This is a genomic window from Hymenobacter volaticus (assembly GCF_022921055.1).
GTDB lineage: Bacteria > Bacteroidota > Bacteroidia > Cytophagales > Hymenobacteraceae > Hymenobacter > Hymenobacter volaticus.
On the sequence record NZ_CP095062.1, the window covers coordinates 123,019 to 145,235 of the forward strand.

The window sequence follows — 22,217 nt, forward strand, 5'->3', positions numbered from 1 at the left end:
ACCAGGTATAAACTGACTTCCCTACAGATACTAGATGCAGAATACCATTGAGTTCTGTAGTTCGTTTCCATCATAAATGGTCGCAATACCAACTTTGGTTGGGTGTGGGTCCAAGAGAGCTGCGTTGTGTTTGGGCGACAATTTATATGCTTGCAAAATCTGCGCTTCAATGCTTACTAGCTTATCACGACGCATACCCCGAAAACGGACACAGTTTTCGTAGCCATAACTAATAAAGCCGTTAGCTTTCTCGAATTCGTGCCCAACAGCTGCTAGTCGTTGCCGGGGTGTAGGATAGTAAGGATGATAATGCCCGTGCGTGCGGTGAGTGATGTTATAGACTGCCTGCATGCGCGCCGCTCGACAGGCAGTCTCGCTCAGAACTAATGGCGGCAAGCCTGCCTGTAGCCGGTACGCGTTAAGTTGTCGAAGAAGACTAGGTGTGGTCCGTAAATCGGTTACGTTAACGGCCAGCGCGGGAGGTGCTACTTTAGGATCAGTGGTCTTGGTGTAGGGAACAAACCACAGAAGGAGAAGTAGGGTAATGTAATTCATCAGGCACTGTGGATACTAAGGGTTGGAGCGATAGGTGGATTTGTGCGCATGTCTCATCCGAACAGATGGTAGTAACCACCGCTACAAGTAGACAGGAGAAGAATAAGTATGAGCTAAGGCAAGAACCTTTCACTCATCTGCAAACGAGGTTGAAAATTTTCATAATCGAAGACAACCAACCAAGCCGTAACCGCCTATTCAAAGGGCGTGCCGCATACGAGCAAGCACGAGCAGAGCACACGAAAGCAGTTCGACTTAACGAAAGACTCTTAATCCGAATCTAGCCTAAAAACGCGTGCACGATGTTTTTTAGTACGTCTCCCCCGCTTAATTTGCTTCCAACAAAATTCTCGTAGGGCCAGTATTTGCTATATAGAATCACTGCTATTGGCGACTACCAGTTTAACTATAGTCGCATATGAATATTTTGCACGTAGCGAAGAAGAGCACGACTGTTTTTGCAACACACCACATAAATACCTGTCCTTCCTAAAAAGTGGCAGGCATACTTGTGAAGCTCACCCCTACCCTTATTGGAATAGCTTAATCTGCTTAGATGCTTCTGCTAATGGAAAGAATAAAATGAGAGACCATGCATCTCGAAGTTGGTAGTAGTCCGGGAGTCTACAGATACACCATCAAGTTTGATAGTACACGTAATCCGGGCTTCCTCGTCGCCGTCAGTTAGAGAGGCAGATACACTGATAGGTTCATTTGACTTCAGCGTGCGCTTAAACGAATACATTTTGGGCAAAAGCGCATTTTCCTCTCGCACGTAAGTACCTAACGGGTCTCGGTAAGAGATAGTAGCCCGCGTAGCATGGACGGCCGATACTTCATACTCCACCAAATATTCTTTGGACACGACAACTGGAACCGGATCAGGTTGATCACTCTTTGAACAGCTAACGGCATACAAGGACAACAGCAGCAAAACGAGTACGTGCTTTTTCATCAGGAATAGCATTATGAACAACGAGAAATACAGGTATTACCACCCGCCGAAGAAACAGCACTTCAGTATCTCCGGTGTAGATAAGGTGAGCTGATAGCAAGAGATAGTTGTATCTAGAATATAAATCTCTCAACCGACCGGAAACGCAACGCTACTACGCCTGTGCGAATGCGTTAGCCGGGAGAGTACAGGAAGCTAAAGCAAGCAAGAAAAAGCTACTTTAAAACCTTAGCTTGCTCTGGCGCTTTTCAGTAGCTACGAGTCTGCCCTTTTCAGCTCATTCCAGTAAACACACCGCTTCCATCTCTATGTCCGAGCGTTCCCCTTCCAGCCTCGTTATCCAAGCCATTTTACGCCAGCAAGTGGTTCCCGTCTTCTACCACGACGACGCCTCGTATGCTCAGCAAATTGTGGACATCTGCTATAAGGCGGGTATCCGGGTGTTTGAATTTGCCAACCGAGGCGCAAATGCCTTTGCTGTATTCACCAAACTGCGCGAATATGTAACCGCCCAGTATCCTGATTTGCTGCTCGGGACTGGCACTATTTACAACGCCAAGGAAGCAGAAGTATTCCTGGAGGCAGGTACCGACTTTGTAGTGCAACCCATCACCACGGCCGACGTGGCGGCCGTCTGCCGTCATTTTGATGTGCCTTGGATTCCTAGCGCGCTCACGCCCAACGAGATTTTCCATGCCACTCGGTTGGGAGCAGCGCTTGTTAAAATATTTCCCGGCAGCATCGTGGGGCCCGACTACATTCGGGCCGTGCTTGCCCCAATGCCCAACGTGAAGATTATGGTAACCGGAGGCGTTGAGCCTACCGAGGAAAACCTTCGGGCTTGGTTTGAGGCAGGTGTAAGCGTCGTTGGAATGGGCTCCAAGCTGTTTAAGGACAACGAGGACCATACAGTGTTGGCAGACCGCATTGCGCAAGTGGTGCAACTAGCCGCTACTCACCAGAACAAACACTAGTTTATCTAGCTCTAAACAGCCTGGCAGCTAGTCTCCTTGCAGGAAGGTGGATTAGCTGCCAGGCTGTTTTTCTGAATGTGTAGTAAAAGCAACAAGTGGCAATTAACGCCTAACAGCTACTCGCTAGCTCTGTGCTGTAATCACCCACGAATTGTCGGGAGGTCACAAACCAGCGTAGATAACTGACTGCGCTGTTTGGCTATCTTATCTAGTAGGTGGAATCGTTCTCCATACCATTTGATTTCTCGCGGTTGGTCAAGCGTTTGTCAACGATGAAGTAGTAAACGATTAAGCTAATACCACCCAATAATACTCCCAAGGGCACCCCTATCGGATAACCAAATGGTTGCCGCCCGATCAAGTCGCCGAGCAACGTACCTAGCACCACCGACGAAACAAGCATCCCATACTTGAGATTGGTACGACGCGGGCGGAAGGTATTGGGGTCCAGGCCCCGCGCTATCAAAGCTAACCGCTCCCGGCTTCGAGCCGTGAAATACAGATACGCAATGCCGAAAGCGGTGCCGCATAGCAGGAGCGCTAACGTTAGTACGATAAGAGGCGAGAGGTTCATGGGCTACTAGTTGAGTGAATAGTGGAAGGGGTGTTGGCCGCTTGGACGCCTAGTTGTGGCGAGCGGTTACAACACACTGGCGACTTTTCAAGGACCTGCTATCTTGTAACCGACTCAGCACACGTAGCGTCCAAGCGGCACATGGCTACCTCCGTCCCCGACAGCGTATTGATCCAACAGGTAATCGAAGGCAACACGGCGGCCTTTGCCTTGCTCGTAGCACGCTACCAAAGCCTGGCTTTCCACATCGCCTTCAAATTACTACGCCACCGCCAGATGGCGGAGGAAGCAACGCAGGATGCTTTTCTGAAAGCTTACCGGGGATTAGCTGCATTTCACGGAGAAGCCAAGTTTTCCACTTGGCTGTATCGGATAGTTTACACCACGGCTATTTCACACACACGCCGCAAGCAACTACATACAACTTCGCTCAGCGACGACAATGCCGCCAACTACCCGCTTGCCGATGATGCGCGAACCCAGTTTCAGACCTTAGCCCATCACGACCAGAAAGTGTACTTGGAAGCGGCTCTCGCTACACTCCCTCCCGACGAGGCCCTGCTAATCACCTTGTTTTATCAGCACGAGCACTCGGTGGAAGAAATAAGTCAGATTGTGGGCCTAAGCAAAGCCAACATCAAGGTGAAGCTGCTGCGCACCCGGCGTAAGCTGTACACGGTGCTGCATCATCTACTCAAACAGGAAATCGCCGACCTACTATGAGCCACGAAGAACCGAAGGAAGATGTGTTATTAGGTACGCTGTTGCGGGAAGTGGATTCCACGCCAACGCTGCCGGAAAGCTTCACGATAAAAATGATGGCTGCCATCGAAATGGAAGCAGCTGAACAGGCCACGTTATACGAACCCTTGCTTTCGCGCCAAGCCTGGCGCGGTATTGTTCTGGTTGTTGGGTTGCTATTTGTGGTTACCGGACTGCTAAGTGTTCTGCCACTCTACTCAGGGCCAGGGCCGGATGCACTACTGAGCTTTAGAGCGTGGCTCACAGGCTTTGAACTACTGCAATCAGCACGCAGCACGGTGCCTTACACAATGGGTTCGCCACTAGTGGCCGCCGGCGGCATCTGCCTAGTCTATCTGTTGCTCGATAAATGGCACAGCGCGTTTCGTCAGCAGCAGTTCGTTACCAAGCACCGGAGCTAACGAGAGTATTTAATCGAAATGTTTCAGTTCATCGGTTTCCTAACTAATGACAAGCTTGTTTGTTGTCATTGTCTAGGAGTAACTCTCCATGACAGGAGACTAACCTTAGGTGACCTCAACCGGACATTGCTCTTAAGCAACAATCTGCTTTAATATTCTAATTATTTCGTACATGATTTTATGCTAATTGGCTTATGTGAACGACTGCTACAGTTGTGCTACATGTCATTCTCTCAGTGCTTACTCACACTGATTACCGACGAGTAAGTACTGTCAGGTTAAATGGTTGGGCTTTCCTGGCAGTCCGTTGTTCTCGAAAGCTCAAGCATACAAGCTTTATCCTTAAGCTCAACAAGAGCGGTTCACATGCATTAACATCATCGCAAATTCTTGCGTAAACGTAAGCTAGGGAATTTAAACTATTCCTTGCTTACCCCCGACCCAAGAATTTCCACATGCCTGACATTCAGAATAGTATATATACTGACGAGTACCTTTCTTTTATAAATCAAAAGGAATTCCCTTGCGTTGTTGCCAAGACTGCACTCACCTTTCAGCAGTTAAAATACATGGTGGTCGACCACATGGCTTGCCCCAAGGATGATGCCGATATTCTAGAGTTCATTTACGACTTCGTAGACACTTATCGGCAATCTGAAAGGTCTTACCACAGTGCGGCAATCATCTTTAAAGGCCCGACAGTACCCGACGAAGCGTTGTTTGAAGAACTGTTCTGGCAGCGCCTGCAAGCCCTCTCCAACCTTGATGCTAAGCGCTATGGCTACGACCGGCGCGTAGTGGCTGACCCTACCTCGCCCAACTTCAGTTTCAGCCTCAAAGAGGAAGCCTTTTTTGTGATTGGCCTGCACCCTGGTAGCTCGCGGCCAGCCCGGCGGTTTGCGTACCCAACGCTGGTATTCAATGCTCACGCGCAATTCGAGCAATTGCGCACCAACGGGCGCTACGACACCATCCGCAACACCATTCGCACCCGCGACGTGGCCTACTCCGGCTCCATCAACCCGATGCTGCAAGATTTCGGCGATTCCTCCGAAGCCTACCAGTACAGCGGACAAGCCTACGATCAAGCCTGGAAATGCCCTTTTTTAAGTCAACATGGATCAGTTAACCATCATTCCGCCGCGTAGCGGGACCGCCTTTATTCTGCGCAAAGGCCAGCAACTCAAAGTAGTGGATATTGAAGGCGAGCAAGTATCCGATTTTGTTTGCTACAATCTTGCCGATAAAGCCGAATACCTTTCTTCGGGGCGCACCATCGATTACGCGGAAACCATCTTCCTCACTAAGGGGCATCCGTTCTATTCCAACCGCAGCAACATCATGTTCGAGTTGGTAGAGGACACAGTGGGCCGCCACGACTTCTTGCTCACGCCTTGTAGTGCCGATACGTTCCGCATCATCTACGGGCATACCCATCCGCATCGTGGGTGTTTCGGTAACCTCTGTGAGGCACTGCAGCAGTACGGGATCAGCCCCGACGCCATTCCAATTTGCTTTAACATCTTCATGCACGTAACCGTGGACGGTGAAACCGGTAAAGTGGACGTGCTTCCCCCAAAAGTAAGGCTGGTGATTACGTGATTTTAGAAGCCAAGACTGATTTGCTGATTGGGATGACGGCTTGTTCGGCCGAAATGTCAAACAATTACTCGTTTAAGCCGATAGGGTATCAGATTTTAAAGTAACCGAGGCTGCCTTATCAGAGCAATAAGCAAACACAATTGATGCGATTCTTAAAATCGTAGCGGTTGTGTTTGCTTTTTTATTCGTGGTATTTAACCTCTTCCTCATTGATATTCCTCTAGCCTCATTGCTATAAAAAATTACAGAATTCATAATTATTCAGAAAGAACTTAGCCTGCCTTCTTAAGCAATATCATGTTAATATTTAATTATATATCTAATCAATATATTTAAAGCGTTTTTACGTTTATACGTATAAACGCATGTTAAATAGCACCTAATTTGGATATTATATTAGCTTGGCTATATGCTTATATCCTGAAAAAATTGTGTGCAAAATATTGTGGAAATACTAACAAGCGTTAGGTGATTTCAAGATATGCTTATACATTAGGCCAAAGATAACCACTGCTGGTATTTGCATATTGGAGTGGGAAAGCCTGATATACAGAACATTGAATAAATAAAGTATAGAACAATTCATATTCTATACTTCGCTCTAACCCATTCACCCCAAAACCAAAAACTGGATAGTATGAAGCACCTCAAACTCCTCTCGGCATCCCTTGCCTTATCGTTTACCGTATTAACAGGTTGCCAAAAGGAAACCGACACTACCCTTGCACCTAGCTCTGCAAATCAAGCTTCTCAGCATGATGCTACAGCACTAGAGGGAACACTAGATCCTACTTTAGCACAATTGCTGAAATCGGATCCGCAGTTCCGAGATATGGTTCGTCGGGCGCTGGCTTTAGAGGAAACTGCATGTAACGATGATACCCCACTGAACCAGTGGTTAGGCACGCAGTTAACTGACTGGACGGCAGGAGCCCGCAGTGCAGTCAACAATACTGCAATGACCAACCTGCCTACTTATGATGCCTTACTGTTTGAAAACAGCCCCCAAAACCAATATTTTGGTCCGAATGGCGAGTACACGCAACGGCTGACGAAGACTTTCAAGGATTTACAGCGGTTCTGGAATATCCAATCAGAGGATATCATTCTGGTGGCTATGCATGGTAACATGCTGCAAAACCGGGATAAATTGATCCGGACATATCAGGGAGCATATGGACTGAGCAGCGCTAGTGCTGCAATATATGCCGACCGCGTAATAAATGCGCTCAAAACCTATCCAGAATTAAGAAACGGCAACCACCCCATTTTCACCTTCAATGCTTTTGCTTTGGAAGGATTCACGGAGGAGCCGTTTGGCACAATCCCCGACAAGATTGTGATGGGGGATGGCATTATGCAGGCGTACACCGCCATTGGCTACGGTGACGTTGCCCCCAAGCTATTCTAGCGCACGAATTCGGCCATCAAGTTCAATTCCAATTAAAGCTGTTCCCAGAGGGCGATGCCACGCCAGAAGGCACTCGCAGAACGGAGCTTATGGCGGATGCCTACTCGGCTTATTATCTCTCGCACGCCAGAGGAGCAGCCATGCAATGGAAGCGAGTGCAGCAGTTCTTACAGGTATTCGTAAATATCGGAGACTGCGCATTTAACAGCACTGGCCACCACGGCACCCCAACCCAACGCTTGGCAGCTGCCCAGTGGGGGTATGAGTTGGCCAACAATGCGCAGAAGCAAGGTCATATTCTTAGCACGCAAGAATTTGCTCGTCTTTTCGAATTGGAGCTAGCCCGACTAGTTACCATGTAATCTGTTTCGATACACAACTAAAAAAGGGTGAATTCACATTCACCCTTTTTTTATGCCTTTCAATTCCATTCTTTCTCCAACTCATCTACCACTCCTATCCCCTGAATAGGGTAAGTGATAAGCCTATCGTAAAAAGGGATTTTCGCATAGAGCCCTGTTTTCTAGCCAGTTAGTTTTGCTTTGAGCGGCAAGTTCAGTGGCACAAATTCACAACCGCCAACCAAACACTTACCTTCTTGGCTATGATTGCTCGCCTATGGCACGGGGCCGTCCCCGAACAACAAGCGGATGCTTATTACCAGTACCTATTGCGCACGGGCCTAACCGACTACCGGCGTACTCCAGGCAATCAGGGCGTAACGGTTATGCGCCGCATACAGGATGGAGTAGTGCATTTTCAGCTCCTGACCTTTTGGGAGTCGTACGAAGCTATCCAAGCCTTCGCTGGTCCGGCTTACGAGCAGGCCCGCTACTATCCCGAAGATGCTGCCTATTTGCTGGAGATGGAGCCTTTTGTGGCGCATTACGAGGTGCTGCCACTCCCAGAATAAGACGCTAGGGCTATAGTATCTGCCTAAGGGTCGGCTAGCTTATTTGAGGACTACCTCCCACACTTTTGACATGCGCGATTCGCCGGCGGGCCCCGTCACCGACAGTATAACAATGTAGTTTCCGCCTTTCTGGTACCGATGCACCGGGTTCTGCTCTTTGGACGTAGTGCCGTCGCCAAAATCCCATTGCCAGCGCGTAACCGTGCCTTGGCTTTCGTCGTGGAAGGTGATCTGCCGCCGCGCCATGTCCGTAACCAGGAACGACCATTGGGCTTGCAGTTTCGGCTGGTACTTGGTTTCTAGCGGCATGAGGGTAAAAACGGTGCCCAGGCTGGAATTGCCATACATCTTGTGGTTTTTCGACAGGTTCCAGAAGCCTTTCTTGGTTTCGTCTTTTACATCGTCGTAGTCGATTACCGCCCAGGTCAGGCCAATCTTTTTGTTGTCCATCAGCACTGATTCCACGGCGCGTGCTGGTCCTTCGGCCCCGGCATAGTCGAAGGGGGTAATCCAGAACTCGGCTACGAGCTTGCCCGACCCGCCTGGCTTGAACTGGTAGGAATAGGCGATGTTGGAGTACGGCAAGCGCTTAATCCAAGGTTGACTACCCCACGCTAAGGCCCAGTCCTTGCCCACAGCCGGCGTGAAAATATGGTAGTTTTGCGCGTGTACGCCATGAAACGACACAAATCGGTCCCAGAGAGGCAGCGTCTGATTGGAGTGTTGCTCGGCAATGAGCGGCCCACCCGACAAGTCGCCGTCCACAATGAGTTCGAACGTGTCGTTGTGGAGACCAGGGAGCGTGAAGTCCCAATAGTCGTCGTAGGCTTCGTACAAGACATAGAGGCGGTTCAAGCCCTTCACCCATGCCACGCGCACCTTCACGTCGAGGTTTTTTGGGTCCGGGGCCGGGTAGTGCTTGGAGTCGTCCCAGAGTTGGTCGGTGCCCACTACGTATTCGCTCGGGAAGCTGGCCCAATCATCCACCTGGCCATCAATGCGCGGTATCATGTCGGCCGGAAACTGATAGACTTTGTAGCCTCGGTCTTCTTGGGCAAAGGCAGTAGGCGCCAAGCCAAGCAGCACTAGCACACTGCACACAAGCCGGCACCAGTAGTCATAAAAGTTGGACCCAAGGTGGCAACGCAGATGCAGACGACAAGTTAGTTTCATACCCTTAAGCAGCTAGTGGAACCCTTTCTACCCATTGGCAAGTCTAGGGCCGGGCGAAGATTTTGGTCTGAACGAACAAGCCACTAAGATAGGCGCGGCTATCTGTTTCGTGTAGACCGTTCAGGGGTAGCCGATACGAGTGTTGGCTCGCCCTGCCAGCCAGCGGCGTTACCCATGCTGGTTGGAAAAGACGAGCCAACGAAGGAAGCAGACCACTACACTGGTGCTGCTAAAGCGTAATTACTTAATTGCCAGGGCAGGCTTGGCGCAATCTAGCTGACTGATTACCAGCCCTGAGCTTGACTTGAGTTTGAGCGTGTTAAGCGGCTCATTCGGGAAAAACAACTCCGTCAGGACAGTTAGCCCGTTGTCGGCAAACATTTCCACGGAGGTTCCATCAAAGAGCATGGTGATGTCGGCGGCGGGTGTAGTAGCGTATCGCGGCGCGGCGTGGCGGCCTGCGAACTTGTCGCTGAAGCTGCTATTGCCAGCTTTGCTACGGTCTACGTAGTACTCGTTGTTTTTCTTGTCGTAGCCTATCATCAGTTCTTCGCCGCGCTTGTTGGAGAGCACCAACGCGAAATCGTTGAGTTGCTTGGTGCTGAGTTTGAGTTGCAGCTTATCACCAGGGTTAGGCAAGCGGCTGCTCAAGTCCAGTTCCTGATTTACCGTCAGATTTTGCAGCGTCACGCGGCCGGCTTGCATGAGCTGGCTTACTTCTTTCACCGGCTGCGAAGTCAGGTACACGGTTGTGCCCACTTTGCGCAAGGCTAGTTCGCGAGGCACCGTCATGGCGTTGCGCCAGGGGAAGTGGGTACTTGATTGGCGTATTCCCAATTGCTCATCCAGCCTTGGAAGATGCGGCGGTTGCCGGTGTTGCCATACGTTACGCCGGCGTAATCGTCTTTGCCGTAGTCCACCCACTGCGTTTTGGTACTGCTAGGCGTGAAGGTTTTGCCATCAAACTGCCCAACGAAGTACTGCGTAGCCGAGCCGCTATTGGGGCCGCCGGGGTTGATGCTGACCAGCAGTACCCAATGCGTTTTGCCGTCGAGCGTAAGTGGAAAAAGGTCGGGGCACTCCCACACGCCGCCGTGGGCGCCGAATTTCTCGCCAAACTCACTCAGCTTGGTCCAGTCCTTGAGGTTAGATGACGAGTAAAACGTAATGCGGTCCTTGGTGGCCAGCGTCATCACCCACTTCTTGCCGGCTTCGTACCAGCTCACTTTGGGGTCGCGGAAGTCCGTAATACCGGGATTCTTCAGCACCGGATTTTGGGCGTATTTCTTCCAGGTCTTGCCTTCGTCGAGACTGTATGCAATGCTTTGGTTTTGGAAGGTTTTGCTGCCGGCTTTCTCCCCTTTCGGGTCATGGTGGGTGAAGATGGCAACCAAGGCGTTCTTGCCGAAGCCGGCTGTGTTATTAGCATCCACTACGGCGCTGCCTGAGAAAATATAGCCCAGGCTATCCGGATACAAAGCAATGGGCTGCTCCTGCCAACTCACCATATCCTTGCTCGTGGCGTGGCCCCAGTGCATGGGCCCCCACTCCATGCCGTCGGGGTAATGTTGGAAAAACAAATGGTAAGTACCGTTGTGGTACACCATGCCGTTGGGGTCATTCATCCACATCTTGGCCGGACTGAAGTGGTAAGCCGGGCGGTACTGCGGCGTAGCGGGCGGTATAGGCTTGGTGCTCTGCGCTACACTTAAACCGGTTAAGCCAAGCAAAGCGAGTGACAAGAGAAAGGCCTTTTTCATGCGGGTGGGAAAGGAAAGTGAACGATGTATCTGGCCTGCCGAGCAGGTAGAAGCGTATGGCATGCTGAAGTTGCTAGCACAACTAAATAGTCTGCGCCATCCATAGCATCTCGCGTGCTGACATTGCAACACGTACTGTCATGCTGAGCGGAGTCGAAGCATCTCGCTCAAATCGTTGAATTAGTTTGCCAACATCAGCACGCGAGATGCTTCGGCTCCGCTCAGCATGACGGGTTGGTTACTTTGGAAACGACAGTAAATGCGAGGGCCGCAAGATGCTTCGACTTTGCTCAGCATGTCGGGCTGGGAAGATTTCTAGGGATTTATGGCGCCGTGAACTACACAGCCTGCACGGCCAACAGCTCACGCACGTCGGCTTCGCTGAAATCCGGGGTGGCGCCTTGGTGCGTGGCGACCAGCGCGCCAGTGGCGCAGGCGAAACGTAGACACTCGCCGGGTTCTTGGCCCGCTTGCCAGCCTTTCAGCAAGGCCGCCAGAAACGCGTCGCCGCTGCCAATGGTGTCGCGCACGGTGACGGATACCCCCGGAGCGCGGTAGAGTTGGTTGTTGGTCCAAAGAATGGCCCCATCGGCACCTTTCGTAACGCACACGGCTTGCAAATTGAAGCGCGAAGCCAGCCACTGCACGGCTGCCACTTCCTCGGTTTCCTCGCTGAACCAAGCCATGAGTTCGGCTAACTCATGGTGGTTCATCTTCACCAAGTCCGCTTTTTCCAGCAAATATTTCACTACGCCTTTGGTGTAGTGCGGCGGGCGCATGTTCACATCAAACACTTTGAAACGGGCGTGTTCAAGCAAGCGATACAGCGTTTCGCGTGTGGCGCCTTGGCGAGCGGCCAAACTGCCAAACACCAGCATATCGGCCTGTGCTACCCGGGTTTCCAGCGCTGCATCGTACTGGATATAATCCCAGGCGACAGGTTGCACAATCTTGTAAGTCACTTCGTTGGCATCGTCCACGTTGGCTTTCACCACGCCCGTCAGGTGAGTTTTGCCGTGCTGCACCAAGTCGGTACTTAGCCCCTTGGACTCAATGAAAGCAAGCAGCTCCACGCCCAAGTCATCGTCGCCGACGCGGCTGATTAGGTCAACGGATTGGCCGAGCTGGTGCAGGTGTACGGCCACATTGAAAGGCGCGCCACCAGGCTGCTTACCAGTGGGCAGCACGTCCCACAGTACTTCGCCGAAGCAAACTATTTTCTTGTCAGTCATAAGAAGGAAGTGCTTAAGAATAAAAGGCTAGCACAGAAAGCAGAGCGTCAAAAAGGCATAGCTTTCCCTAGCTGCTTCATGCTCTGCCGTTTGCCTTTAACTCAGTGAATTACCAGGGTCTTCTCCATCTGCTCGAGGCTGGTGCCTTTGGTTTCGGGCATCATGCGCCACACAAACAATAGCTGCAACACCATCATCGAGCAGAAAAACAGGAAGGTGTTGCCGCCCCCTAGCTTCTCGGCGAAATAAGGAAAGGTGAAGGCAATGAGAGCGGCCATAACCCAGTGCGTGGAGCTACCCAAGGCCTGGCCTTTGGCGCGCACCGTGTTAGGGAAGATTTCCGAGATGAACACCCAAATAACAGCCCCTTGCGAGAAGGCGAAAAAGGCAATGTAGATGAAGAGCAACCCCGGCACCAGCATACCTCCGAAGGCCTGAAAGTTCTCGGAGTAGAAGGCCCACGCCACCAAGCCAAGCGTGGTAATCAACCCGAACGAGCCGATAAGCATGAGCTGGCGGCGGCCGAGCTTATCGATAAACTGGCGCGCCAGCAGCGTGAAGGCAAAGTTGACCAGCCCCAAACCAGCCGACGAAAGCAAAGCTGAACTTTTACCTAGGCCCGTCATTTCGAAAATGCGCGGGGCAAAGTAGATGATGGCATTGATACCGGACACTTGGTTGAACACTGCAAACAGTACAGCCAGTATGACGGGGTTGCGGTGTTGGCGAGCAAACAGCGAGTGCCCCCCTCAGCCACATCGGCAGCGTTGGTCGTGAGAATGGCGGTTACGTCGCCGTCGGCGGTGGCGGGGTTGATGAGGCGCAGCACCTGCCGGCCCTCTTCTACCCGCCCGCGGCCAATCAGCCAGCGGGGGCTTTCGGGTACTCGGAACAGCAGCAGGAAAAACGCGGCCGCTGGCACCACTTGCACGCCCAGCATCCAGCGCCAGTCTTGCTCGCCCGTGCCCGTCAGCAGGTAGTTGGACAGGTAAGCGGCCAGAATCCCGAACACGATATTGAATTGGAACATGCTGACCATGCGTCCCCGCTTGTCGGCCGGCGACACCTCGGAAATATAGAGTGGTGCCGTCACCGACGAGGCCCCCACGCCTAGCCCGCCCAGAAACCGGAAGATCATAAAGGCCACCCAGCTACTGGTAACCGCCGCGCCTAGCGCCGACACGAAGTAAAGCACCGCAATCCAAATCAGAGTTTGGCGCCGCCCCAGCTTGTCCGACGGAATACCGCCGAAAATGGCGCCGAACACGGTACCGATCAACGCTACGGCAATGGTGAAACCGTGCTCGACGGCACTTAGCCCCCATAACTGCTGAATGGCTTTTTCGGCCCCGGAAATAACGGCTGTATCAAAGCCGAACAAAAAGCCTCCCAGCGCCACTACCAGGGACCAGAAAAAGACGTTGCTAGTTTTCATTTAAAGTTGGTTTCGTTACGCATGAGCTCTACCTAATACGCGACTTACATCAGAAGGAAACACTTCCTCACACGTAAGTTAGCAGGAGCTAAAGTGCTGATTATTGGACAAAAAGCTAGCTGAATATTTAAAGCCAGCCTCCTGCCCGGCTACCTGGCAACTACCAGCCCGGATTCTGCTTGTACAGGCCCTTGCTGAAGTTGATTTGGTTGAGGGGAATGGGCAAGTACTCGTCGCGGCCGGCGGTGAAGCGGGCGGTTGCCAAATGCGGGCGCTTGGTTTTCTCCTTCTCGAAGTAGGTATTCATGTAGTTGGCTGCAATGCCCCAGCGCACAAGGTCGAAGAAGCGGTAGCCTTCCAAGGCAAACTCAAGCCGCCGCTCGTAGCGTAGCGCCTCGCGGGCGTATGCTTGCGTCCAGCCCGTGGCCGGATACTGCCCGATGCGGTAGTTGGAAGTGCTGGCGCCCACGGCGTTTTTCAGGCGGGCGGTGCTGTTGCCGGCCCGCTCCCGAATTTGGTTGATAATGGGCAAGGCTTCGGCCGGCCGGTTCAGCTCGATCAGGGCCTCGGCCTTCCAGAGCAACACGTCGGCGTAGCGGATGATAGTCCAGTTTTTCGACGTGGTCATGAACGGCGGCGTTTTCTGGAAGCTAGGGTCAGAAGGCAACACGTTTTCTTTCATCGACATATACACGCCGTAGGTGTTTTTGTCACGCAGCCAGGAGTTTTCAAACACGAACGTCGGGGCGTACTTGTAGGGGTGCGAGGGCACGGCCACCGTATGGTCGAGGCGCGGATCGACGGTGTTGGTTTGGAAGTCGGCGGGCGTTACCAGGTCCGAGTTATTGAACGTAGTGAACTGTGGTAAGCCTTGCGCGTCGGTTTTGTAGGCGTTTACCAGGTTCTGGCTCGGCTGGTGGAAACCGCAGCAGCCATAGTCCGGATTCATGGGGTAGTTCAGGCAGTTGCCCCGGTCGGTGCGGCCCTTGGGTGTGCCGTCGTTGCGCGAAAACTGGATGGCAAACACCGATTCCGGGCCATTGTCGCCAACGGTCAGGAAATTGGTGGCGTAGTCGGGGTGCAGCGAGTACTTGCCCGAGGCAATTACCTGGTTGGTCAGTGTCACCACCTCCTGAAGCTTAGCTTGGTCAACGGACGTTACGGCGTTGCTTTCGTTCTGTACATAGGCTTGGTAAAGCAACGTCTTGGCTAAGTAAGCCTGTGCCGCTGATTTGTTGGCCCGCCCAATTTCGGGCTGTGCTTCGGGCAGGTTGGCTACTGCAAATCGGAAGTCGTCGGCAATCTTGCCCCACAGCGCGTCGCTATTTAGCTCAACGTTCGACACCGTACCGTACTGATCGGTGGGCACGGTTTCGTCGATGTACGGCACCTGTTTAAACAGTTCTTTCAGCAGAAAGTAGAAGTGCCCCCGCAGAAAGCGCATCTCCCCCTGGCGCGCGGCCTTGGTGGGCAATGCCGTAGCATCAACGGCATCGAGGCGGCGCAGGGCGTCGTTAGCACGCGAAACACCAATGTAGAGCAGGAACCACAGCTCGTCGGTGTTACCGACATCGACGCGGTTGAAGGTAAAGGTTTCGTAGAAATGAAAAGCGTCCACGTCGGCCGTGCCGTTGCCGCCTTTGTAGGCGTCGCCGCCGCGCACGTTACCGTAGGGCCACATCGAGGTGTAGGGGGCGCGGTACACGTCGTTGCCGAGTTGCGAGTAGGCAGCAATTACTTGCTTTTCAATGTTGGCGGGCGTGTTCAGTTGCTCGTCGCCTAGGGCGCCGGTGGGCTGCACATCAAGGAACTTCTCGTCGTTGCAACCGGAAGTGAAAGCGAGCAGCGACAATGCCAACACGCTGGTTTTAACTAGTTTCATGGGAATTAGTGTTGGCAGAGGTTAGAAAGAAAGGTTTAGGCCGGCAGAGAAAATGCGGGGCACCGGGTACTGGTAATTGGTTACTTCCGGGTCGGCGCCGGTGAACTCCTCGCTCTTGATCGTGAACAGGTTTTGGCCTTGCACGTAGATGCGCACCCCCTGCACTTTCACCTTGCTAAACAGACTGTTGGGGAGTGAATAGCCGAGTTGGAGGTTGCGCAGCTTCATGTAAGAAGCGTTTTCGATGAAGTAAGTGGAAGCGCGGCCCTCGTTGTTGGTGTTGATGAGCGTAGCAGCCGGAATGGAAGAGCCGGTGTTGGTCGGCGTCCAGGCGTCGAGCATGCGCTGGCCCCAGTTTTCCCCGGAAGCCAACGACGAGAAATCAGTCCGGAATTTGGCGTTGTTGTAGGAGTAAAGCCCCTGCACTCCCTGAAAGAAAATCTGCAAGTCGAAGCCCTTGAAGCCGGCGCCTAAGTTGAGGCCGTAGTTGAAATCGGGTACGCCCTCCGTAATCCAGGTCTGGTCGAAGTTGTCCACCTTGCCGTCGCCGTTCAGGTCTTGGTACCGAATGCGGCCGGGTGCCGCACCTGTCTGCGTGGCGTGGCTAGTCACGTCGGCTTCGTTTTGGAATAGCCCATCGGCCACGTAGCCATACACGGCATTGATGGAGTGCCCCAGGCGCGTGATGTCTTGGCCGTTGCCGCCGTAGGCATTTATCACCTCGTCGGGCAAATAAGTGAGCTTGTTGCGGTAGGTCGAGAGGTTGCCCGAAATGTTGTAGGTCAACCCATTAGGCAACTCGTTTTGATAACCGAGTACGAATTCCCACCCCTTGTTTTCGATAGACGCGCCGTTCACAAATTTGTCGCCCCCTTCGCCTACTACCGCCAGGTACGGCAGGTTCACCAGAATGTCCTCGCTCTTCTTCACGAAGTAGTCAACCGAGCCGGAGAGCTTGTTTTGCAGCAACCCGAAGTCCACACCCACGTTGGTTTGGGTAGTGGTTTCCCACTTCAGGCTAGGGTTAGCGCGCTGGAAACGGCGGTAGCCCGAGGGCAGGTTGATGTCGTTGCCGTAGATGTCGTAAGCCGTGCCCCGGTCGTACTCGAAGTTGGGGTCGATGGTACCGAGCAACGCCTGGTAGAGCCCCCGCGACGCGAAGTTGGCAATGTCTTGGTTGCCTGTTTGGCCCCAGCCAGCGCGCAGCTTCAAATCAGTCAGAATGGCCGCGTTGTCTTTCACAAAGGCCTCTTCGCTCAAACGCCAGCCGGCCGACACAGCCGGAAATACCCCAAACTTATTGTCTTCACCGAAGCGCGACGACCCATCCCGCCGCAGCGTACCCGACAGCAAATACCGGTCAGCAAACGAGTAGTTGATTTTGCCGAATGTGGAAGCCAGCCGGTACGCCGTGGCACTACCGCCGTTGTCTTTGTTGGCGGCACCAGCATCGAGGTAAGTGTAAGTCAGGTCCTCGCTGGCGAAATTGGTACGCGAGGCGTAGGAGCCTTCATCGTAGTAGCTGATGCGCTCAGCCCCCGCCAGTACACCCAGTTGGTGCTTGCCGCCCAGTAGAATGTCGTAGTTGATGGTGTTCTGCCACACCCAGTTACCCCAGAACCGGTCGTTTACTGTTACGCGGTTGTTGGCTTCGGAAAGGAAACCCGCCTGGTAGGTTTTGTAGATCTGCCGGAACTTGTAGATGCTGTAGTCGATGCCGAAGCTGCTGCGCACGTGCAAGCCCTTCAGAATTTCGGCGTCGGCGAAGAAGTTGCCAAAGGCGCGGCCTGTGTTCGAGCGGTTCTGCTTGTTGTCGGTGAGGAGGCGAAGCGGGTTGTCCCGGTCGCTCATGCCGGCCACTGGGCCGCCCCATCCCACGCCATCTACGGTATGCACCGGCACTATGGAGGGCAGCTGAGTGGTCCGGTCGCGCACCAGGTTCAGGTCGAATTCAGCCCGCTGCGACTTTACAACAGTTAGGTTCTCACCTATTTTCAGCCGGCCGTTCAGGAAGTTGTAGTCGGTATTGAGGCGGGCGGTGTACCGGTCAAAGCCCGAGTATTTCAGGGTGCCGGAGTTGTCGTAGTAGTTCACCGAAAACAAGGCGCTGCCCCGCTCACTTCCGCTGCTCACGCTTAGGTTGTAGCTCTGAATCAGCGCGTTTTGCTGCGTCTCTTTAAACCAGTCGGTATCGGAAGCGCGCTGCGTTTGGGCTGCATCAATGAAGTCGGGCACCGTTACACCATTCAGCACCCGGCGGCCGCTGGCGTCCACGCTCGTTTGGAAGTTGTAATAAGGCAGACTTGGAGTGGTGTTGTCGTTGATGGCAGCCTGGCCGTACACCCGGCCGTACTCCAAGGTATTAAGCAGCTTGACGTGCGGGCCAGGCGTCTGGAGCGTGAAGAAGGTCGAGAAATCCACCTTCGTGGTACCTAGTTTGCCGCGCTTGGTGGTGATGATGATTACGCCATTGGAAGCGCGCGAACCGTAGATGCTGGCCGCCGAAGCATCCTTGAGCACCTGAATACTCTCGATGTCGTTTTGGTTGATTTGGTTGATGCCTTCCCGCGTTGGAATGCCGTCGATGACGTAGAGCGGGTCGTTGTTGCCAAGCGTGCCGATGCCCCGGATGCGGACCGTAGCCGAGCTGCCCGGCGCCCCGTCGGAGTTGATTTGCACGCCGGCCACCCGGCCTTGCAGGTTGCGGGTTACGTCGTTGGAGGCCATGTCCCGGATTTCCTCGGTCTTCACCACCGCCACCGCACCAGTCAAATCAGCTTTGCGCTGAGTTTGGTAGCCGGTTACCACCACTTCGTCCAGGGCTGCCGCGTCGGTAACCAGCGTAATCGTGAAGGTAGTACGTCCTGTTACGGGCACCTCCTGGGCCTTGTACCCGATGTAGGAAACGAGCAAGGTGGCATCGTCGGGTACAGTGAGTTTGAAGTCGCCATCGGGCCCGGTGCTGGTGCCCGTCGTGGTGCCTTTCACGACCACCGTCACGCCGGGCAGCGCACCACCTTTGTCGTCGGTTACCCGACCCGTAATCGTGATATCAGCTTGCACGCCTAGGGCATTCGTAGAGCCCGGAACGGCAGCTAGCGCTGGCACCGTAAGCGCCAAGGGCAAGGTGGAAAGCAGTGAAAGCCTAACGGCTTGCCGCAAGTAAGGGACAGTTTGTTTCATGGGAATTGTGTGGAAAAGGAAGACTGTGAAATCAGCGCCGGGGAGGTGGGTGGCCACCACATAGCACCGCCGCGCCTCCCCTTGCGTGGCCCGTATAAGAGGGCTGGCACAAGGGAAGGCGCGGCGGCGAACTAAGGAGCGTAAGTTGTTTTCATAACCGAGTTGTTACCCAAATCTCAGGGTTAACCCGGCCGTCGTCTTGCTTTAATCACTCAAACTCTTTCAATAATTACACGAACCAACACAAAGATGTAAGTCACTATAAATCAATAGCATATTGACCTGTGTTCATTTTTTGAACCCGGTATACTTTCGATTATGATACCTATTTTTTGAAATTGATTCACACACTCGGGGTTGTATGCAGGGCCCGGAACTCGGAAGGCGAGACTTGGTAGCGGGCCTTGAAGCTGGTCGAGAAATAGGAGGGCGAGGAGAAGCCGAGTTGATAGGCTACTTCGGCAATGCTCAACTCATCATCCAGTAATAGTTGCCGGGCTTTGGTGAGCCGGATACCCTGGATGAAGTCGGTGACGCCAGTGCCGAGTACGGCTTTCACTTTGCGGTAGAGCTGCACCCGCGAAATGCCGAGGCTGCGGGCTATGTCTTCCACGCTTAAGTCAGACCGAGTAAGGTTGGCTTCCACAATAGCCGTGAGGTCGGCCATGAACTTCTGATCCACTCGCTGCGGAGCCACGGTCACTGTCTCGACGGACAATTCGCGGCGAAAATGCTCGCGCATCTTGTCACGGTTGGCGAGCAGCGTGCGTAAGCTCTCGAGTAGGAAGGTGGGATTGAAAGGCTTGGTCAGGTAGAGGTCGGCCCCGGCTTGCACGCCTTCCACTTGCTGCTCGGGCGCGTTGCGTGCCGTAAGCAATACCACTGGAATGTGCGAAGTCCGCCAATCTCCTTTCAGCTGCGCCACTACCTCCAGCCCACTGATTTCGGGCAGCATCACATCGCACACAATTAGGTCGGGAATCAGGTCGGCGGCCAGCCGCAAGCCCGTAGCCCCCTCGAAGGCAGTGCTGACTTGGAAGTGCGGTTGCAGCTTCTGCGTTAGAAATGCGTTGACATCCGGATTGTCTTCAATCACCAGCACCAAGGCCTCGCTGCCTCCATACGTGGCGGGTAGTTCATTATAAGTTGGCGCTGGACTGATGCCTTCTTCCAACGCAAAGGCGGGCAAAGCCAGTGGAGCATCCTCATCCTGCTTGAGCGTAGCTGGCAGCTCTAGCGGTAGCGTCACCACGAAGGTGCTACCTTGGCCGGGGTTGCTGGTGAACGTGAGTTGGCCCTGATGCAGGCGCGTAAGACCCAACGCTAGCGCCAAGCCCATGCCCGAACCCCGCGCCGCCGTCTGTTTGCCTTGGTAAAACCACTCGAAAATGTGCGCCCGATCCTGCTCGGAAATGCCCCGGCCGGTGTCTTCTACGCTCACCCGTACGCTGCCTTCGGCGGGCACTGCCTGCAAGCTCACTGTAATCTGGCCCCGGTCGGGGTGAATTTGAGGGCATTAGACAACAGATTGAAAAACACCTTGTCGAGGATGTTGACATCAAACCAAAGCCGGATAACGGGCTCGGCCGGCAGAAAACGCAGGACGATGCCGCGCTGCCGAGCCGGCTTCTCAAACACGTCCATGATTTCGCGCACAAACGCCACAAGGTTACCCTCGGTGGCGCGCACGGGCATCTTGCCCACGTCGATTTTGCGGAAATCCATAAGCTGATTCACAAGCTGGAGCAGACGCTGAGCGTTGCGCCTAATCAATCCCACATCTTGGCGGTGCGGTGCGGGTAGGTCGGTGCTAGTGAGCATTTCCTCAACGGGCCCGAGAATCAGCGTCAGGGGGGTACGTAGTTCGTGCGAGAAGTTGGTGAAGAAACGCAGCTTGGCCTCGGTTTCCACTCGGGCGCGTTCGGCAAACTCTTGAATTTGATTGCGCTGCGAGCGTATTTCTTCGTTTTGCTGCCCAAGCTGCTGGTTGATGCGTCGGTTGGCCCGGAATGCGCGGAAGGCAATCAGCCCGAGTACCGCCGCTCCGAGTAAGGCCGCTGCCAGCACGTATAGCACAATTTGCTGGCTGGCATACGTGTCGCGCTGCTGGCGCAGGAGTTGCTGCTGGCGCTGAATGTCCTGCTGCTGACTAGTTAGCTTTTCGGTTTGCAGCCGCATTGTTAGCACATTGGTCGAGTCGATGACCATGGTACTCAGGCTGTTTTCCTTTTCGTAGGGCTCTTTGCGCAGAATTTTCATGGCCATGCGAATGGCCTCTTCCCCACCCGGCGAGTACAGCAGCGTCGCGTTGATGATGCCATCCTGCACCAACTGAATACCGCCGTGCATGCCCGGCAATCCATCCACGCCCACAATCTTGATGCGGCGGTCTAGGCCCAACTGTTTGCACACCTGATAAGCGCCTAACGCAAGCCGGTCGTTGTGCGCGAAAATCAAGTCCACTTCCGGGTGCTGACGTAGCACGGTGGGCAATCGGTCCAGCACCGAAGGCCGCTCCCAATTACTATTGACCTGCGCCACCAACTGTAGTTGCGGGTAAGCCGCCAACGCCTGCGTAAAGCCGCGGTGGCGGTCAACGGCGGGCGAAGTACCGGGGGCGCCTAGTATTTCCAGTACCTGGCCTTGCTGTTTCAGTAAGCTAGCTACATAATTGCCGGCCGTCTGCCCCACTTCTATATTGTTGCCGCCCACGTAGGCCGTGTACAGTTTAGACGTGGTGCGACGGTCGAGAATCACGACTGGAATACCGCGGTTGTAAACTTCCTCCACAATGGGCGTTACCGGCTCGGTCTCGTTGGCCGACACAATCAGTAAGTCGATGCCTTCTTGCAGAAACTCCTTGATTTGCTGCTCTTGCAGCGCACTGTTGTATTTGGCGTCTTTTATCTCAAAGCTCACCTCCGGATAAAAGCTCAACTCCTTTTTCATGCCCGCCAGCATGGCCTGCCGCCAAGCGTCGCCGTTGGTGCACTGCGAAAAGCCAATGCGGTAAGTTGGGGTTGGCGTGGCCGGCCCGCAACCCGCTAGGCAACAACACAGCCACCAGAGAACGACTGCTCGCCGAAGTAGCGTAGGCTGACCGCTCCCTCGCGAGAATGCGCGCCAGCTTGTAATCAGGTCAGCCATATGAAAGAACTTGAGTAGCGAGAACGGTAACAATACCTAAAGCTACTAAAGCGCCAAGATTCATTGACTTGAACGGGTACGTCTAGCTAGCTGACTTGGCAGCAGAAGGTCCTTTTCTACGGCTTTCAAAACGCCGCTCCTTTGCTCTCACGCCTATATTATGCATTGATTCTTGCTTTACGTACGAACTGTATATGACACAAGAATATGACGAGAAAGACGAGGAGTCGGCAAGGCGTTAGCTAAGCCAACATTTGA

The 22,217-nt window shown here is 53.5% G+C and carries 18 protein-coding genes and 2 pseudogenes; 8 read left to right on the forward strand and 12 right to left on the reverse strand.

The window, feature by feature from the left end:
- Positions 1 to 30: 30 nt before the first annotated feature.
- Complete coding sequence (locus MUN86_RS23685; protein ID WP_245126196.1) at positions 31 to 555, reverse strand: CAP domain-containing protein; 525 nt, start codon at positions 553 to 555, stop codon at positions 31 to 33.
- A gap of 565 nt (positions 556 to 1,120) precedes the next feature.
- Positions 1,121 to 1,510, reverse strand: coding sequence for an MmpS family transport accessory protein (locus tag MUN86_RS23690; protein WP_245126198.1), 390 nt, complete (start codon positions 1,508 to 1,510; stop codon positions 1,121 to 1,123).
- 308 nt (positions 1,511 to 1,818) lie between these two features.
- Here MUN86_RS23690 and MUN86_RS23695 point away from each other — a divergent pair, with 308 nt between their 5' ends.
- Positions 1,819 to 2,484, forward strand: coding sequence for a beta/alpha barrel domain-containing protein (locus tag MUN86_RS23695; protein ID WP_245126200.1), 666 nt, complete (start codon positions 1,819 to 1,821; stop codon positions 2,482 to 2,484).
- A 208-nt stretch (positions 2,485 to 2,692) separates the two neighbouring features.
- On the opposite strand, the gene MUN86_RS23700 is transcribed toward MUN86_RS23695, so the two are convergent.
- Complete coding sequence (locus tag MUN86_RS23700) at positions 2,693 to 3,058, reverse strand: DUF6249 domain-containing protein (protein ID WP_245126202.1); 366 nt, start codon at positions 3,056 to 3,058, stop codon at positions 2,693 to 2,695.
- A 141-nt stretch (positions 3,059 to 3,199) separates the two neighbouring features.
- Here MUN86_RS23700 and MUN86_RS23705 point away from each other — a divergent pair, with 141 nt between their 5' ends.
- The 7 genes and pseudogenes from MUN86_RS23705 (at position 3,200) to MUN86_RS23735 (ending at position 8,147) form a co-directional block, all read left to right on the forward strand.
- Positions 3,200 to 3,781 (forward strand): RNA polymerase sigma factor, encoded by a 582-nt coding sequence (locus MUN86_RS23705; protein ID WP_245126204.1) that lies wholly within the window; start codon positions 3,200 to 3,202, stop codon positions 3,779 to 3,781.
- The gene (locus MUN86_RS23710) at positions 3,778 to 4,221 is read left to right on the forward strand and encodes a hypothetical protein (RefSeq protein WP_245126206.1); all 444 of its coding nucleotides are present in this window, start codon (positions 3,778 to 3,780) and stop codon (positions 4,219 to 4,221) included. The genes MUN86_RS23705 and MUN86_RS23710 overlap by 4 nt, the downstream gene beginning before the upstream one ends.
- A 455-nt stretch (positions 4,222 to 4,676) precedes the next feature.
- Positions 4,677 to 5,369, forward strand: a complete 693-nt coding sequence (gene gntA / locus MUN86_RS23715; protein WP_245126208.1) for a guanitoxin biosynthesis heme-dependent pre-guanitoxin N-hydroxylase GntA — start codon at positions 4,677 to 4,679, stop codon at positions 5,367 to 5,369.
- Positions 5,338 to 5,927 (forward strand): annotated as a pseudogene (locus tag MUN86_RS23720) (DUF1989 domain-containing protein). The gene gntA and the pseudogene MUN86_RS23720 overlap by 32 nt, the downstream one beginning before the upstream one ends.
- A gap of 533 nt (positions 5,928 to 6,460) precedes the next feature.
- Entirely contained in the window at positions 6,461 to 7,234 is a 774-nt protein-coding gene (locus MUN86_RS23725) for a hypothetical protein (RefSeq protein WP_245126209.1), read from the forward strand.
- 89 nt (positions 7,235 to 7,323) lie between these two features.
- On the forward strand, positions 7,324 to 7,596 hold the full coding sequence (locus MUN86_RS23730) for a hypothetical protein (protein ID WP_245126210.1): 273 nt from the start codon (positions 7,324 to 7,326) through the stop codon (positions 7,594 to 7,596).
- Positions 7,597 to 7,838: 242 nt separating this feature from the next.
- Positions 7,839 to 8,147, forward strand: coding sequence for an antibiotic biosynthesis monooxygenase family protein (locus MUN86_RS23735; protein ID WP_245126211.1), 309 nt, complete (start codon positions 7,839 to 7,841; stop codon positions 8,145 to 8,147).
- A 39-nt stretch (positions 8,148 to 8,186) separates the two neighbouring features.
- On the opposite strand, the gene MUN86_RS23740 is transcribed toward MUN86_RS23735, so the two are convergent.
- From MUN86_RS23740 to MUN86_RS23775, 9 genes and pseudogenes are all read right to left on the reverse strand, one after another.
- Complete coding sequence (locus tag MUN86_RS23740; RefSeq protein ID WP_245126212.1) at positions 8,187 to 9,320, reverse strand: PKD domain-containing protein; 1,134 nt, start codon at positions 9,318 to 9,320, stop codon at positions 8,187 to 8,189.
- Positions 9,321 to 9,560: 240 nt separating this feature from the next.
- Complete coding sequence (locus MUN86_RS31935) at positions 9,561 to 10,112, reverse strand: GH32 C-terminal domain-containing protein (RefSeq protein ID WP_311182249.1); 552 nt, start codon at positions 10,110 to 10,112, stop codon at positions 9,561 to 9,563.
- Positions 10,109 to 11,080 (reverse strand): glycoside hydrolase family 32 protein, encoded by a 972-nt coding sequence (locus MUN86_RS31940; protein ID WP_311182251.1) that lies wholly within the window; start codon positions 11,078 to 11,080, stop codon positions 10,109 to 10,111. Before MUN86_RS31940 ends, MUN86_RS31935 begins: the two co-directional genes overlap by 4 nt.
- Positions 11,081 to 11,418: 338 nt before the next feature.
- Positions 11,419 to 12,312, reverse strand: a complete 894-nt coding sequence (locus tag MUN86_RS23750; protein ID WP_245126213.1) for a carbohydrate kinase family protein — start codon at positions 12,310 to 12,312, stop codon at positions 11,419 to 11,421.
- Between the two features lie 101 nt (positions 12,313 to 12,413).
- Positions 12,414 to 13,747 (reverse strand): annotated as a pseudogene (locus MUN86_RS23755) (sugar porter family MFS transporter).
- A 160-nt stretch (positions 13,748 to 13,907) separates the two neighbouring features.
- A complete protein-coding gene (locus tag MUN86_RS23760; RefSeq protein ID WP_245126214.1) occupies positions 13,908 to 15,629 on the reverse strand; it encodes a RagB/SusD family nutrient uptake outer membrane protein in 1,722 nt (573 codons plus the stop codon).
- Between the two features lie 21 nt (positions 15,630 to 15,650).
- Positions 15,651 to 18,812 carry a SusC/RagA family TonB-linked outer membrane protein gene (locus MUN86_RS23765; protein ID WP_245126215.1) on the reverse strand — a complete coding sequence of 1,054 codons (3,162 nt, stop codon included), beginning with the start codon at positions 18,810 to 18,812 and terminating at the stop codon, positions 15,651 to 15,653.
- A 343-nt stretch (positions 18,813 to 19,155) separates the two neighbouring features.
- Positions 19,156 to 20,292 (reverse strand): helix-turn-helix domain-containing protein, encoded by a 1,137-nt coding sequence (locus tag MUN86_RS23770; protein ID WP_245126216.1) that lies wholly within the window; start codon positions 20,290 to 20,292, stop codon positions 19,156 to 19,158.
- Positions 20,289 to 21,959, reverse strand: coding sequence for a substrate-binding domain-containing protein (locus tag MUN86_RS23775; RefSeq protein WP_245126218.1), 1,671 nt, complete (start codon positions 21,957 to 21,959; stop codon positions 20,289 to 20,291). Before MUN86_RS23775 ends, MUN86_RS23770 begins: the two co-directional genes overlap by 4 nt.
- Between the last annotated feature and the right edge of the window lie 258 nt (positions 21,960 to 22,217).

What these genes read in the sequence shown, in the direction of transcription:
- MUN86_RS23735 (WP_245126211.1), top strand. Translation starts at nt 7,839, where the DNA reads ATGATTGCTCGCCTATGGCACGGGGCCGTCCCCGAACAACAAGCGGAT.
- MUN86_RS23750 (WP_245126213.1), bottom strand. Translation starts at nt 12,312, where the DNA reads ATGACTGACAAGAAAATAGTTTGCTTCGGCGAAGTACTGTGGGACGTG.
- MUN86_RS23685 (WP_245126196.1), bottom strand. Translation starts at nt 555, where the DNA reads ATGAATTACATTACCCTACTTCTCCTTCTGTGGTTTGTTCCCTACACC.
- MUN86_RS31940 (WP_311182251.1), bottom strand. Translation starts at nt 11,080, where the DNA reads ATGAAAAAGGCCTTTCTCTTGTCACTCGCTTTGCTTGGCTTAACCGGT.
- MUN86_RS23740 (WP_245126212.1), bottom strand. Translation starts at nt 9,320, where the DNA reads ATGAAACTAACTTGTCGTCTGCATCTGCGTTGCCACCTTGGGTCCAAC.
- MUN86_RS23730 (WP_245126210.1), top strand. Translation starts at nt 7,324, where the DNA reads ATGGCGGATGCCTACTCGGCTTATTATCTCTCGCACGCCAGAGGAGCA.
- MUN86_RS23705 (WP_245126204.1), top strand. Translation starts at nt 3,200, where the DNA reads ATGGCTACCTCCGTCCCCGACAGCGTATTGATCCAACAGGTAATCGAA.
- MUN86_RS23725 (WP_245126209.1), top strand. Translation starts at nt 6,461, where the DNA reads ATGAAGCACCTCAAACTCCTCTCGGCATCCCTTGCCTTATCGTTTACC.
- MUN86_RS23690 (WP_245126198.1), bottom strand. Translation starts at nt 1,510, where the DNA reads ATGAAAAAGCACGTACTCGTTTTGCTGCTGTTGTCCTTGTATGCCGTT.
- MUN86_RS23765 (WP_245126215.1), bottom strand. Translation starts at nt 18,812, where the DNA reads ATGAAACAAACTGTCCCTTACTTGCGGCAAGCCGTTAGGCTTTCACTG.
- MUN86_RS23700 (WP_245126202.1), bottom strand. Translation starts at nt 3,058, where the DNA reads ATGAACCTCTCGCCTCTTATCGTACTAACGTTAGCGCTCCTGCTATGC.
- MUN86_RS23775 (WP_245126218.1), bottom strand. Translation starts at nt 21,959, where the DNA reads ATGGCTGACCTGATTACAAGCTGGCGCGCATTCTCGCGAGGGAGCGGT.
- MUN86_RS23695 (WP_245126200.1), top strand. Translation starts at nt 1,819, where the DNA reads ATGTCCGAGCGTTCCCCTTCCAGCCTCGTTATCCAAGCCATTTTACGC.
- MUN86_RS23710 (WP_245126206.1), top strand. Translation starts at nt 3,778, where the DNA reads ATGAGCCACGAAGAACCGAAGGAAGATGTGTTATTAGGTACGCTGTTG.
- MUN86_RS23760 (WP_245126214.1), bottom strand. Translation starts at nt 15,629, where the DNA reads ATGAAACTAGTTAAAACCAGCGTGTTGGCATTGTCGCTGCTCGCTTTC.
- gntA (WP_245126208.1), top strand. Translation starts at nt 4,677, where the DNA reads ATGCCTGACATTCAGAATAGTATATATACTGACGAGTACCTTTCTTTT.
- MUN86_RS31935 (WP_311182249.1), bottom strand. Translation starts at nt 10,112, where the DNA reads ATGACGGTGCCTCGCGAACTAGCCTTGCGCAAAGTGGGCACAACCGTG.